Origin of the sequence: Pseudoalteromonas luteoviolacea (genome assembly GCF_001696455.1) — a bacterium.
GTDB classification, from domain to species: Bacteria; Pseudomonadota; Gammaproteobacteria; order Enterobacterales; family Alteromonadaceae; genus Pseudoalteromonas; species Pseudoalteromonas luteoviolacea_C.
In genome coordinates this window covers 206,859-221,167 of the sequence record NZ_MAUJ01000003.1, presented here as the reverse complement: position 1 = coordinate 221,167, position 14,309 = coordinate 206,859, and the positions used below count along the sequence as shown (strand labels likewise).

8 protein-coding genes are annotated in these 14,309 nt (G+C 42.7%); 7 read left to right on the top strand and 1 reads right to left on the bottom strand.

The features are described from left to right. Positions 1-206: 206 nt before the first annotated feature. The 4 genes from A7985_RS11720 to A7985_RS11705 all read left to right on the top strand — a co-directional run bounded on the left by A7985_RS11720 (position 207) and on the right by A7985_RS11705 (position 7,658). The gene (locus tag A7985_RS11720; protein ID WP_065790653.1) at positions 207-2,396 is read left to right on the top strand and encodes an immune inhibitor A domain-containing protein; all 2,190 of its coding nucleotides are present in this window, start codon (positions 207-209) and stop codon (positions 2,394-2,396) included. Positions 2,397-2,599: 203 nt separating this feature from the next. Then, complete coding sequence (locus tag A7985_RS11715) at positions 2,600-4,045, top strand: M12 family metallo-peptidase (protein WP_065790652.1); 1,446 nt, start codon at positions 2,600-2,602, stop codon at positions 4,043-4,045. A 158-nt stretch (positions 4,046-4,203) separates the two neighbouring features. Next, a complete protein-coding gene (locus A7985_RS11710) occupies positions 4,204-6,807 on the top strand; it encodes a TonB-dependent receptor plug domain-containing protein (protein ID WP_065790651.1) in 2,604 nt (867 codons plus the stop codon). A gap of 11 nt (positions 6,808-6,818) precedes the next feature. Beyond that, entirely contained in the window at positions 6,819-7,658 is an 840-nt protein-coding gene (locus A7985_RS11705; protein ID WP_141685341.1) for a substrate-binding periplasmic protein, read from the top strand. A gap of 51 nt (positions 7,659-7,709) precedes the next feature. Here the strand turns inward: A7985_RS11705 and A7985_RS11700 are convergent, their stop codons facing one another. After that, a complete protein-coding gene (locus A7985_RS11700) occupies positions 7,710-9,872 on the bottom strand; it encodes a M3 family metallopeptidase (protein WP_065790650.1) in 2,163 nt (720 codons plus the stop codon). A 401-nt stretch (positions 9,873-10,273) separates the two neighbouring features. Here A7985_RS11700 and A7985_RS11695 point away from each other — a divergent pair, with 401 nt between their 5' ends. The 3 genes from A7985_RS11695 (at position 10,274) to A7985_RS11685 (ending at position 14,301) form a co-directional block, all read left to right on the top strand. Then, positions 10,274-12,706, top strand: coding sequence for a TonB-dependent receptor (locus A7985_RS11695; RefSeq protein WP_065790649.1), 2,433 nt, complete (start codon positions 10,274-10,276; stop codon positions 12,704-12,706). A 224-nt stretch (positions 12,707-12,930) separates the two neighbouring features. Continuing rightward, the gene (locus A7985_RS11690) at positions 12,931-13,779 is read left to right on the top strand and encodes a hypothetical protein (RefSeq protein WP_141685340.1); all 849 of its coding nucleotides are present in this window, start codon (positions 12,931-12,933) and stop codon (positions 13,777-13,779) included. A gap of 39 nt (positions 13,780-13,818) precedes the next feature. Further along, complete coding sequence (locus A7985_RS11685; RefSeq protein ID WP_065790647.1) at positions 13,819-14,301, top strand: hypothetical protein; 483 nt, start codon at positions 13,819-13,821, stop codon at positions 14,299-14,301. The last annotated feature ends 8 nt before the right edge of the window (positions 14,302-14,309 follow it).

The following is a 14,309-nucleotide window of genomic DNA, read 5'->3' as shown; positions in this document are numbered from 1 at the left end:
GGGCTCAGAATCAACATTTCTCGCTCATAAACTTTGTATATCTTTTGTTTTTATTAATGCAATAAACTTATCTTTAATGATTATTATTTTATCTTCCTAGTTATTTTCTTAGATATTCGGCGTTTAATTTATTTAGAGCGAAACGGAACATTTCCAAGGAATATCTCTCTTTTGGCTGACAATTAAGAAAAATTAGGTAAAAAATAATGAAAAAATATATGCTGAGCTCTTTATCTATGGCAGTTATATGTGCCATATGCGGGTATGCAAATGCACACTCTGTACATGTAACATCAAATGAAAGTGTGACTATTGATCCCGTTCAAGTAAAAAAAATTCAGAAAGATGCTAATTTACATCGTAACCTGAGTGCAAATTTTAATGCACCTCTCGTTCTTAATAATGAGGGAGAAATGTCACAGGAACGTGAATGGCATGGCCCTATTACTAAGAGGAAGGTGTTGACGATATTAATGGAGTTTTCTGATATTCCACATAATACTCTGAAGCCAGATAATGCCCCAAATAAACATTATTATGAGGACTATAACCCTGAGCATTATCGTCAAATGAGCTTTTCTAAAAATGGTTATACAGGCCCAAATGGTGAAACTTTACCAAGTATGAGGGAATATTTTTTAGATCAAAGTGGCGGCTCATTTGATCTAGGTGGTGAAGTGTTTGGTTGGTATAAGTCTAAGCATGCACATCCGCACTATAAAGCGAATACCCACGACCTAATCAAAGAAGCCGTATACAATGTGCTTGCTGATGAAAACTTTAATCTAAGCGACTACGACGCTGATAATGATGGACAAATCGATCACTTAAGTATTATTCATTCAACACTTGGGGAAGAATCGGAACCTAGAGATCTACGAGGCGATCCTAACAGTCCATATAATAACTACATCTGGTCGCACAGACATGTCGTCAACCAAGATGTTATTAATGAAACCGTCGGAAAAACGGCAAGAATAGGCAGTTACGTTATTCAGCCTATCGACGCAACAATTGGTTTACTGTCCCACGAATTAGGGCATGACCTTGGCTTACCAGATGAATACGATATTGCTTATTCAAAAGACAAGTTTGGTGGCGTGGGCGAAACAGTTTCTTCATACTCTTCAATGTCGTCCGGTAGTTGGGGTGGTGTGATTGGGGGCACGAAACCAACGGGTTATAGCCCTTATGCTAAATTGTTCTTACAGAATAAGTTCGGTGGTAACTGGATCATTTCTGATGAGATTAATATCTCTGAACTAGATAGCAAAGGGATGACAGTTAAGTTTTCACAAGCGGGTATTAAAGGTCAGCATAATGACCTAATCAAAGTGAATTTGGGCACACAATCTAAAGTGGTTTACCAGCCCATCCATAATCAAGCATTCGATCTAACGAGCTATGGGACGATTTCATTTCCTCAATCTGTGCAGGGCACAACTGCAGCGACATTAAGCTTTGATTTAAACTCTACACTTTCTCTGAATGATGCATATGGCTTAAGACTGCGTGTGGATGTACCAAGTGCCGGCATTTCTGGCGTCTTGTCACCCAGTAATACCACGGACCTAAATATGAGCTCTGACGGTTCAAAGATCCGATCAACAGACTCACAGTGGACAAAAGTAAACTACGATATTTCTTTCTTAGCCCAATTTGAAGACGCAATTTTCACATTAGAGAACTATGCTATCGGCGGTGACGCTACTTTCGTGGCAGTTGATAACATTCGGGTTTCAGATGGTTCTAAGGTACTAAATGAAATTACGTCGAACACGCCAGAAAAAGTAGCTTTCGAATTTGCTGCCAAGTTGTCGGACGGCACAGTTGAGTATACGCCTTATTACTTATTAGAGTGGCGTCAGCATGTTGGATTTGATGCGAGCTTAAAAGATGCGGGCATGGAAGAAGGCTTACTGGTTTGGTATATAGATCCATCTTATGTTATTGAATATTTTGAAGTACCGAGCGCAGATAACCATGTTGCAGCTCACCCTGGTGAAGGATGGATTGGAATCGTAGATGCGGATAGAAACCCTATTCTAGAGTATGAAACAGAATATAGCAGTACGGGTCAGTGGGTTGCTGACAGAAACATCACGCCTTTGAACAGCCGAAAGCAAATTAAAGACGCTGCATTTAACACGTTGCCTCAATTAGGTGATGAGGGCAAAACTGTTCGCACCGATCTCGCAAATGGTGGTTATCTTGAGCGTAAGTGGATGGACCCATACACAAATGCGAACCCTAAGTTTATCGATTGGGACGATTACACAAATTATATTCGACCAGCAACGGGTAAAAAGTTACCAAAGTTAGGTCTTATATTTGAAGTTATCGATCAAGCCGAAGATGGTTCTACAGCAAGTGTTAAATTGTCAAAAATGTGGTAATTGACACAAAAAGAAGCTTTTAAAGCCCGGTTATTACCGGGCTTTTTATTGATGTTTACTTGATAATTTTAAGTTGTTAATGTTTTCTATTTTATTATATTTTAATTGTGTTGTTATTTTCTCTTAAATTTTGAGTCTGTATTTTTAAGTCGCACATTTTTAATGTGTAGATTTTCAGTCTCTATAAATTAAAGGAAATTAATATGAAGAGAAAAACACTTTCTTTACTTGCCTCTAGTATGTTGCTCGCGATGAATGCGCACGCTGATACATCAGTACACAAGTTAGTTAATCTATTATCTGGTCATCAAAATGTCGATTATATAGTAAGTCCTACTCCCGCAAGCTCGTTACATGCGCAGTCGGTCAGCTATTCTGGCGTATTACCAAATAATCGTCAGTACACCTTGAAGTTTAATACGAGTGATATTGATGCGATTAACGGCACTTTGTACTTGCGTGATACAGAGGGAGAGCAGCAAGGTGTGATCAGTATTGCCCGCAATGGATTTGTGCAAGGTGAGGTAAGCGTTGCCGCTGGTGAATTTCGCTTGATAAGCAGCGGTGCTAAATTAGTGACGATGGAATCGAAACCATCAGAAAAACTGATTGAAGACTTAGAGCATAAGTTTATGCCAAAGCACAGGATGGAAGAAGGTTATACAACGCTACCGATTGAGCTCGCTCGTCAGGGTATTGCGAGCCAATCAGAACCAAGTGTCGTAAGAGTATCTTTGTATTACACCAACGATGTGGCAAATGTATACCAAGAAGCGGGAATTAACCCAAGACAAGCATTTGACTTTGCTATTGCGCAAGCGAATCAAGCTTATGCGAACAGTGACATCGACATCAAAATCGAAATCGCTAATATCGAGCATGTCGATTATAACGAAGTTGACAGTATTGACGTCCTGACCGATTTTTGGCTGAAAAAAGGCGAGAACTTAAGCACATTAGATTTTCTATTTGGTGATGTGGATTATGTATGGGAGTTCGATCATTTTGATGAAGAGTTAAAGCAAAGTGAAAAGTATGGCTCTGATATGGACATGCTCATTAGTTACAAACTTGAGTTTTACTGTGGGGTTGCTCGCACGATAGGTGCAACAGAGCGAAAATACTCAACGGCAATCACGAATATGCAGTGTTTTGAACGATATACACTTGCCCATGAAATGGGGCATCTATTTGGTGCTGAGCACAATTGGGAGAATACTGCAGAAATCCCTTATATCGCCCAATATGCGCATGGCTTCTATGATGCTGAAGATTGGTCGTTCAGAACAATTATGAGTTACCGATGCAATAACAGTGCGATCAATGGACCTAAAGACTGTCCTCGGATTAACTACTTTTCAACACCAAGAAAAGAGTTTAATGGCAAATTTATCGGCACGGCAACAGAGCATGACAATGCGCGTCAGCACAATGAGTGGGCGCCCTTGGTTGCCAATTTCTCAAAAGGGGCCGATTGTGCACAGTTTGAGCCTTGGACGACTGACAAAGCATACATCAAAGGCTCTGAAGTTGCTTTTGAGGGGAACCTCTATCAAGCAAACTGGTGGAGCTATAACGATAGACCCAGTGAAACCAGTAGTAAAAGTAATTGGCAACAAGTTTGGCAATTGCTGACCAATTGTAAATAAGCCACTTCTTAAGAGGCACAGAGTGCCTCTCTTCTCTAGTTGATAAGGCTGTTTGATAAAGCATAAAAAAGAGGGGGTGGGCTTAAAATTCTTCTATGCTTAGATAATGTTAGAAAGTGCGTGTTAAAGGCTTATCGCCTAGCACATGAGATTATCAAATGTGGATGAATAAAGCTCAGAAGTGCCTCTGGTTATGCAGCGCTGTAACACTTTTTTTGACGTTTCCAAACATAGCGAAAGCCACTAATGATATTGAGACCATCACAGTGACTGGCTCGCGAATAAAGCGTTCGGTACAGGCTGACTCTTCTTCCCCAGTGTCTAATGTAGACGCCAAAACACTCTCAGATATGGGGGCCAATGGTACGAGGGATCTGATTGAAGCTTTGCCCTTTAATGCAGGTGCACAAAATAACTCTGATAATTTATCGCAAAATTACACCGTAGGGACTGCCAACGTTAATTTAAGGGGGTTAGGAGTTTCGTCAACCTTGGTGTTGCTCAACGGCAGGCGGCAAGTTACTTCGTCGGTCGTCACCGACCAAGGAGCGAGCTTTGTGGATACGGCATCATTGATCCCATTGCTGGCCATTAAAAGAGTTGAAATTTTGCGTGATGGTGCGTCAGCGATTTATGGCTCCGATGCCGTTGCGGGTGTGGTTAATTTTATTAGCCGCGATGACCTTGATGGTGCGCAACTGCAATATGAATACCGTCAGAGAGTGAGTGAAGGCAGTCAAGATGAAACAAAAGTTGATTTTGCCTATGGCGCCGATATCGGTGAATCGGGTTATATACTTTTTGCTGCCAGTGTTCTTGAGCGTGCTAGTTTATTGCTAGGTGAAGTTGATTGGCATAAACCTGCTTTTAGCAGTTTTGGCAATCCAGGCAGCTTTGTGATCCCCTCTTTGGCGTCTGCTCAAAACCCACAAGGATTAACCGTTGCGGATAGAAATTGTGAAAAAAGCGGCGGGCAATTTTCGCTAGGCAGCAATGGCAACTCATTTTGTCTGTTCGATTTTGCTCCCCAAATTACGATAGTACCCAATGAAGATAGGTTACAATTTTTTGCTACCGCAAAATGGGATTGGAGCGACAGAATACGATTATGGTTTGAAGCGGGGCACGCTGACAATCAAATATCAAGAGAAGTTTCACCCAGTTTCCCCGTACTGAATGCGCCAAGTGTGTTGTCATCCCATCCTGATAATACGTTTTCAGAAGATGTCTTTTTTCGGGGGAGACCCTACGGAGCGGGTAAACCCACGGAGCAAAATTACTATGAACATCGAACCACACGTGTGGCATTCGGGTTAGAGGGTGATATAGGCCAAGATATGTTCTGGCAGCTAGCTTATGTGAATGCAACCAACGATGCACTGCTGAACCCAAGAGATGTCATTGCGGATAATTTTCAACAAGCACTTCATGGGTTTGGCGGCACCAATTGCGACAAAGTGGAAAGTGCAGGTATTGGCTCATGTATTTATTTCAACCCCTTTGACCCGTTTGACCCAGATAATGAGCGATTGCGATCATTCATTATAGGAGACTATATAGGTAACCTTGAGTCCAAACTGCAAATTTTGGAAGGTTACGTCTCCTTTGATGAAGTGTTGGGGTTTGGGGACGAATTTATCGCCTTGGCAATCGGTGCTCAAATCCGAAAAGAGTCTATCGTACAACGTTATGACGCTTTGACTCAGCAAGACCGCTTTGCTTTTCTTATTGGTAATCAGAATGTTGACGGCTCTCGTGACGTAACTGCTATTTTTGCTGAAGCAAGAATCCCAATTTGGTCCAATTTTGAATTGGGTTTAGCGGCAAGGTATGAAGATTATGGCAGTTTGGGAGGAGATACCACAGATCCAAAAGTTTCTGTACTTTGGCACATAGCGGACAACCTCTCGCTCAGAGGTTCGTACAGTACTTCCTTTAGAGCGCCATCTGTACATCAGCTTAAGGGAGTACAGACGAACTTTGCGAACATCACCGATCCGGCCGATGGGTCTACCACATTCGGTGGTAACAGAACGCTCGGTGATGATGGGTTGGTGCCAGAAACCTCAACAGCCGTTAATATTGGGGCTTCTTTTTCTGATGAAAGTGTGAATCTTGATGTCGATTATTGGCGTTTTTCATTTGATGATGTACTGACCAGAGAAAGTCATCAAGCCGTGGTGAATGCTGCGCCTGATGACCCAAATCGGGTGTTCCGTACAGCTGCCGGAACCATTTCAATCGTTAATACTAAGTTTATTAATGCGCAAGCAATCGATACGTCAGGCTTTGATGTGATTGGCATGTATACGATGACCACACAATTCGGTCGGTTCGTCCCTGAGATCTACGCTTCCTATGTGCTCAGCTACGATTTGACCGATAATGTTGGGAATGTGTCAGATGGCCTCGGCAAACTCAATCGCAATACTGTGGGCAACCCCTCACCAAGATTAAGGGGCAGTATTGGTATGCGTTGGCACAACAGCAATCATAGCGTAGCTGCTTTTATGCGGCATGTATCAAGTTATGAAAATGACGTCAGTGGAGATAGCATTGGCTCATTTACAACCTTCGATACACAGTATGCATTGCAACTGGATAACCTATTTGGACTTGAAACTACCTCTTATCTTGCTGTTGGAGTACTAAACTTAACTGATGAACCACCTCCTTTTGTTGATATTGCAGGCAGTTATGACCCCAGAACGGGTGATCCAAGAGGACGAAGGGCATATATAAAACTCAATGTAGGATTTTAGCAAACACAAAGGTGAGTCTAAAAATAATCAATATGATTGGTAATGGGGCGCGCAAAACGAAAAGGGCATTTAACTCGCTCTATATATTCATGTGGGGTGTTTTTAGCATCATCATGAGCGGGCTTGTGCATGCAAAAACATTGCGCATTGTGACGCTTGAATATCCACCTTATCAATACTTAGAAAACAACGTGCCAAAGGGGATCGGTGTTGAGATTGTTACCGAAGTATTCAAGAGATTAAAGCAACCTATCAACATTCAGTTTTTGCCGTGGGGCCGAGCAATTAGAGAACTCCAAAGTGGCCATGCAGACGGCATTTTTACGATTTACTTTTCTAAGGATAGGCAACAGACCATGCTCTATTCAGACCAAGTGTTAATCATGCAGTCGGTTTCTATTTTCACTAGAAAAGATACAGACATCAGATTAGTGGGCAACATCAGAGAGCTGGGTGAGGTACGGGTTGGGCTAGTACGCAACGTAAGCTATGGTACTGAGATAGACGCGGCCATAAAATCGGGTGTGATCGACCAGCTTGTAGAGACTAACTCTGGCACACAAAGCTTCAAGTTGTTGCTAGCAGACAGAGTTGATGTGGTGATTAGTAATAAATTGGGGGGAATGAATATTGTACAGCGGCTGGGGCTTCAAAATACAGTCGTCCCAAATCCTCTATATGAACTGTCGATACCGAGTTATTTTGCTTTTTCTAAAAATGCGCAAGGAGAAAAACTCAAAGCCCAATTTGATAAAACGCTTCAAGCCATTAAAGCTGACGGAACTTATGACGCCATCCTACAACTATCTCGCAATTGTAGGGCCGCAACTTGTTTTGAAGTTGGAGAGTAGGCCTGTTATTGGTTGGAAAACTGGCCTCATCATGAGGCCAGTTGTTTAACTTTACAAGTTCGTGGTTTGCAAACCTCGACGTGTCAGCAATGCATCAGTTGTTGGTGCTTGGCCCCTAAACGCTTTGTATGAATCCATTAATGGTCTCGAATTACCCACTTCAAGAATATTCTTACGATAGTGATCGCCAATTTTTCGGTCTAGGCCGCCTTGAGATTGAACATAAGCATATGCGTCAGCGGCTAAGATCTCACTCCACATATAGGCATAGTAGCTCGCTGAATATCCACCTCCCATTGAATGTGAGAAAAATGCTGATTTGTAACGAGGTTGAATATAAGGCACGTATAAGCCGTGTTTTTTCAGCGTATCTTGTTCGAATTGTTCAGCGTTTTCTACCTTATCGGTAGGTGATAACGAGTGCCACTCCATATCGACAATGGCAGCTGCCACATACTCCAATGTATCAAAACCTTGATTAAAGCTACGAGAGCGCACAATTTTATCAAGTAAGCCTGTTGGAATTGCTGCATTTGTTTTGTAATGCTTAGCGTAGTTTGAAATGACTTTCGGGTGAATTGCCCAATCTTCTTCAAAGGTAGAAGGGAACTCAACAAAATCAGTGGACACTGAAGTCCCTGCCAGTGAAGGGTACTTTACATCAGAGAACATACCATGGATGCCATGACCTAGCTCATGGAACATGGTCGTTACTTCACCATAGCTCAAGAGTGTTGGTTGGCCTTCTGGGGCTTTTGCGATGTTCATAACATTTACTACTACCGGCTTTTGCGCAAGTAGGTGGGTTTGGTCAACAAAAGAGCTCATCCAAGCACCGCCGCGTTTACCCGGACGTGCAAAGTAATCTGCGTAAAAGATTGCTAGGCTAGTACCGTCATGATCAAACAACTCATAAGCTTTTACATCTGGGTGATACACTGGTAAATCAGGGCGATGCTTAAATTCAACACCGTACAATTCTTTCATTGTAAAGAATAAGCCGTCTTCTAATACGCGGTTGAATTCGAAATATGACTTAACCGTGTTTTCATCTAATGCGTATTTATCTTGGCGTACAAGCTCAGCGTAAAAAGCCCAGTCCCAAGGCTGTAATTCAAACTCGTCGCCCTTTTCAGCCATTTTTGCTTTAATTGCCTGAGTTTCAAGTTCTACGTTTGTCATTAGAGCATCAGTCATGCCTGAAAACATGGAGAACACGGTCTCAGGTGTCTGTGCCATTTGTGCAGACAGTCCGTATGCTGCCCAGCTGTCGAAACCTAGCAAGTTTGCACGCTGTGCACGGATTTCTGCAAGGCGCTTAATAATGGGCATATTGTTTGTTTCGCCAGACTGTGCTCGCTCAGCAGAAGCACGCCAGATGCGTTCTCTCAGGCTTCTATTCTCGATATGGGCAAGAATTGGCTGACGTGTTGTATTGGTAATACTAATTAAATATTTGCCGTTTTTTCCTGCTTGCTTTGCAGCAGCAGCCATCGAGTCTATTTGCGTGTCTGTTAACCCTTTCAACTCACGTTTGTTGTCTACAGTGACTGCGATATTGCTGGTTTCTTGTAGCAAGTTTTGGCCAAACTGAGTTGTTAATTGCGAATGCTCTTTATTTAATGCGCGGATTTTAGTTTGCTGCGCCGCTGTGAGCTTTGCACCTGCACGAATGAAGCGTTTGTAATAAACCTCTACGAGTCTTTTGGACCCCGCATCTAAGTTTAGGTTGTCGCGGTTGTTGTGTATTTGCTCAACGCGTTTAAACAGCGCTTTGTTCAAATAAATATTGTCGTTATGTTGGGTGGATAGCGGTGCAAGTTCTTGTTGAAGCGCTCTGCGTTCAGGGTTTGAATCTGTGAGGCTAATATTCCAGAAATAGCTGCTCACACGAGATAAAGTCTCGCCGCTTTTCTCTAGTGCAACGATGGTGTTGGCAAAAGTTACGTCTTTTTGCGCAATAATCTGTTCGATTTCAGCTAGGTTTTCAGTTATGCCTTGTTTAAAAGCAGGCTTAATATCGCCGTCGTGGATAAGGTTAAATTCCGGTGCCTGATATTGCAGTGAGCTTTTTCGTAGCAAGGGATTATCAAGGGTATTTGACGCAGCGATTTGTTGTCTATCCTGACTATTTTGTGGCGCGGCGTGTTGACTGTTACAGCCAGCCAATAAAAGGACTGAACTAACAGCCAGTGCAATTGTTGTTTTAATCATATTTAATTTCCGAGATTCTGTAGTGCTGGGTTTAAAGCGCACCAACAACCTGCTTTTTAGGTCATTAATTGTTATGCATGTAATCGGTTGGGAGGACCTAGATCTTGCACGAACTTGTTTAATTTAAAGAGAAAGCGGTTAGTTGTGACTTTTGAGATGTTATATTGTAACAAAATAAATGCAATCCAAATTCTACCAAAATTCGAAACATTTTATTAAGTGCATGATTTGGAATGAATTAAAAATTCAAGCATTCTGGCTTATTGGAATTGTATCTCTCTTGATTTATGATTTTTGGTAAAAGTTAATTCGTTGCGTGGTGCAAAAAACGCGACAAAAAACTTGCAAACATAAATATATTGATATGTTATATTATAACAAAAATAATGTATGGGATTATTATGTTTAAACTTTCGCCATTGATGCTTGGCTTGATAGCCCCGCTTTCAGTACAAGCTTTTGCTCAAAATATCAGTGGACAAATTCAAGATCAAAATGGTGCAGCCATTGCCAATGCAACTATTTCGGTCATGGGCAGCCAACAAGCAGTTAAATCGGACCAATTTGGTAAGTTTACATTGCAAACTAATAAAAGTGGTGACGTTGAATTACACATCACCGCTTCAGGCTTTGCGCATAAAAATCAATTGGTTAAAGCACAATCTAATGGTGCCTCTACCATCACCGTGAACTTAAATGCATCGGTAATGGAAGTGATTGATGTTAAAGCTTCTCCTTTCCATGCCTCCTCTATGGAGTCCTCAATGCCGGTGAGTGTGCTCTCTGGCGACGCCCTGAGAGAGCAACAAGCCGCAACCTTGGGCGATACACTTTCTAAGCAAGTGGGTGTGCATACGAGCTTTCATGCAAAGGTTGCGAGTACACCAGTTATACGAGGCCTTAGCGGACCGCGAGTACTGATTACGCAAAATAGTCTAGACGTCAGTGACGCTTCGCGTGTAGGACCTGATCATTCCGTCGCGTCTGAATCTATTACAGCAACGCAAGTTGAAGTTTTGCGAGGTCCGGCAACTTTGTTTTACGGCAGTGGGGCTATTGGCGGTGTGGTTAATGTGGTCGATGAGCGTGTGCCAACCAGCAGTGATACTCACGGCGAGTTTTTAGTTGAGCGTGCGACAGGGGACGACCAGAAGCTGGCTGCGATTAGCCTTAATACGGGTACTGGAAATCTTGCACTGCATTTGGATGGCTTTGTTAGAGAGTCCAACGACTATGAGATACCAGTACCGGCAGAGTTAGGTAAAGAGCCGAGTAAGACTGGGGACTATACGGTTGAAAATAGCGCGGAAGACTCCCACGGGGCAACTATCGGTACTTCGTATTTATTTGAGCAAGGCTATATCGGTGTCTCTTATGGCAAAATGGCGAGAGAGTATGGTATTCCGGGCCACAGTCATGGTGACGAAGCCCCTGATGTATATGCCGACTTAGACCAAGACCGTTGGCAATTAATCGGTAAATATAGCTTTGATAATACCTTTTTAAGTGAAGCAAACTTCCGTGCGGCTTACACTGATTATGAACACAGTGAGATAGAGCATGGTGAAGTCGGGACTATTTTTGCCAACGAAAGCCAAGAGGCTCGCCTCGATATAATGCATCAACCAATTGCGGATTGGCGCGGGGGGCTGAGCGTACATTACAAGCGTAGCGACTTTTCGGCACAGGGTGCCGAGGCATTCACCCCTCCCTCTGTGAGTACGACGTTTGCACTTGCATTGATGGAAGAGCGTCACTTTGGTGATGTGTTAGTTCAGTTAGGTGCACGGGTAGAGCGTGTGACGCTGGATGCGCCAAATGTGTTTTTATCTGGTAGTGACTTGCAAGCAGATGAGCACGATGGCGACGACCATGACCACGACCACGACCACGACCATGACCACGACCACGACCACGACCATAGCCAGCGTGTTGTAGATCGAAAGTTCGATGTAGATCATGAGTTTACGCCAGTAAGCATATCAGCAGGTGCAGTATGGGATTACCAGCCCGGTTATAACATTGGTGTGTCTGTATCACGTGCGGAGCGCGCACCTGCGGCGTCAGAGCTCTTCTCATTTGGGCCACATATTGGTACTGGCACTTATGAAGTCGGAGCGCTATTTAGACAAAAACAAGATAGCTTAGCTTTTGAGTTGAACCCGCAAGATATTGATTTAGAACGCTCTCATAATCTTGATATTACTTGGCGTAAGCTGGAGGGAGATTTCGGATTTGTATTAAATGCGTTTTATAACAAAATCGATAACTACTATTACCAGACAAATACAGGCTTGATGGCAGACGATGGCCATGACCATGACCATGACCATGACCATGACCACGATGATGAGCACAATGAAACGGAACATGAAGCGCACGGTTTGCCTGTGTATGTTTTTAAAACTGATGATGTAACAACGCACGGATTTGAAGCTGAATTGGCATGGCAGGCAACAGATGCGCTTAATGCAACGCTCTTTGCAGACTTGGTTCGCGCGAGATTAAATAGCGGCGCAAACCTGCCCATGGTTTCACCAGTCAGATTTGGTACCAAATTGAGCTATAACCTTGACATGTTTACTGTCAACCTAGATGTAGTTCGTTATCAAAAGCAAACACACATCGCGGAACATGAAACTGCGACATCAGGTTATACGTTGGTTGATGCGAGTCTAAACTACGACTTCTCGGCGTTTGGCCAAGATTGGGTCTTGTATTTAAAGGGACATAATCTTACAGATACTGAGGCCCGTGTACATACTTCATTCTTAAAAGACAAAGCGCCCATGCCAGGCAGAAGTTTTGCGCTTGGTTTTAGAGGTTATTTCTAGTTTTACTTCTCTCGGGGGCGCAAGCCCCTTTTTAATATTTGGACGACTTGTTCAAATATATCCCCCGTATCGCATCCAGTAACTTCCCTGAGCACTTTTGTCACTGGTAGATTTGACAGTTCAAAAAACATACGAAAATAAGCAATATTAACTTAAAAGATTTATTGCGTAGATAAAGGTATGAGAAGCAACATGTTACTCGTTGTGTTTTATTGGGGTAAGTTATGAAGAATACAGTAATGGCTTTTCTTTTAGGGGGCTTGTCAGGATATATAATTACAGTAATGACTACCGATGGGCCTCAACCTAAGCTGAATAATATACCGGCAATGGGGCAGTTAGCTGCACAACTTGAGCAGCTTGAACAGGACAATGAAAATCTACAAGCCCAGTTAGATAACGCCACACAAAAAATCGCGCAGACTCGTTCAAACGCTGCACAGATAGCACGCCAAGACACAAAAGAATTACCAGAGATAGAAACTTTGGAACCAGTATATGAGGTGTCTCAGTCACCGGCCCCTGTGACTTATGCACAGACAGTTAAAGCAATCGAAATGTATCAAGTACTACCCGTTGCTAAACGATTAGAGTCACAGCTTAACTTAGATGAAAATACGGCAAGTAAACTTCAAACACTCCTCTTGGAAAAAGCCCAGCGTGACTATCAGGTTTGGCTAAATAATCAGCCCGACGCATCACAGCAACCGGTTGATACGCAAAGATTAACGGAGCTGTTTAACGAAAACAGTCACAACTATGCGCAATCGGTTAGAGAAATTCTCACGGATGAACAGCTTGCAACATACGTACGAACGGAGCGCCAACAGGCGGAAGTTTTAGCGCAACAAAAATTAATGCACCTTCAGGACTCTTTGACCAAGGTAAACCTAGATGAGTATCAGCAACAAGAGATCTCTAGGCTGGCGAATCAACTGTATCATACTGATAATATTAACATTGGTTCAATGGGAAGTCCTTATGGCGTTGGCAGTATTTCAATTAACTCAGAAAAGCTTGAAGCAATAAAATCTGTGTTAACTGAAGAGCAACTCCAGAGCCTTATGCTCTGAGAGTATAAACATAATAAACGATAAATAATAAGGAAAATCATGAAAACGTTATTAGCGTTAACAGCTGTTGCTGTTACTACTTTAACCAGTGTTTCGGCTGAGGCAAGACGAGATTGTCCAGGTGGCCAAGGGTATTGGGATGAAATTGTGAGAAATGTACGTGTATGTGATACACGCACTGAAAATTATACAGTTACTTTGAAAAACTGTAATTATTCAGGTCACTTGTCTCTCGGGTTCCTTTGGAATCAACCTGACTTTCCACTTCCTCAGGTGAAATATAAGTCTGACTCTAGACGTGGTGTAACATCATGTCCGACGTCAATCTATACATCTGAATCTGAAATTTACTGGTACAAGGATAGCAATGGCTTCTCAAGGACTGACTGGGCAACATACTCAGGTCACTTATTCAGAAACTCAGAGCAGACCTATACAGAACAGCGTACACGCACAGTTGAAACGAACTGTCGTACTGAACAGCGAGTGACACGCGTTTTCCGTTGTGGTTTTGAGCCATAACAGATAGC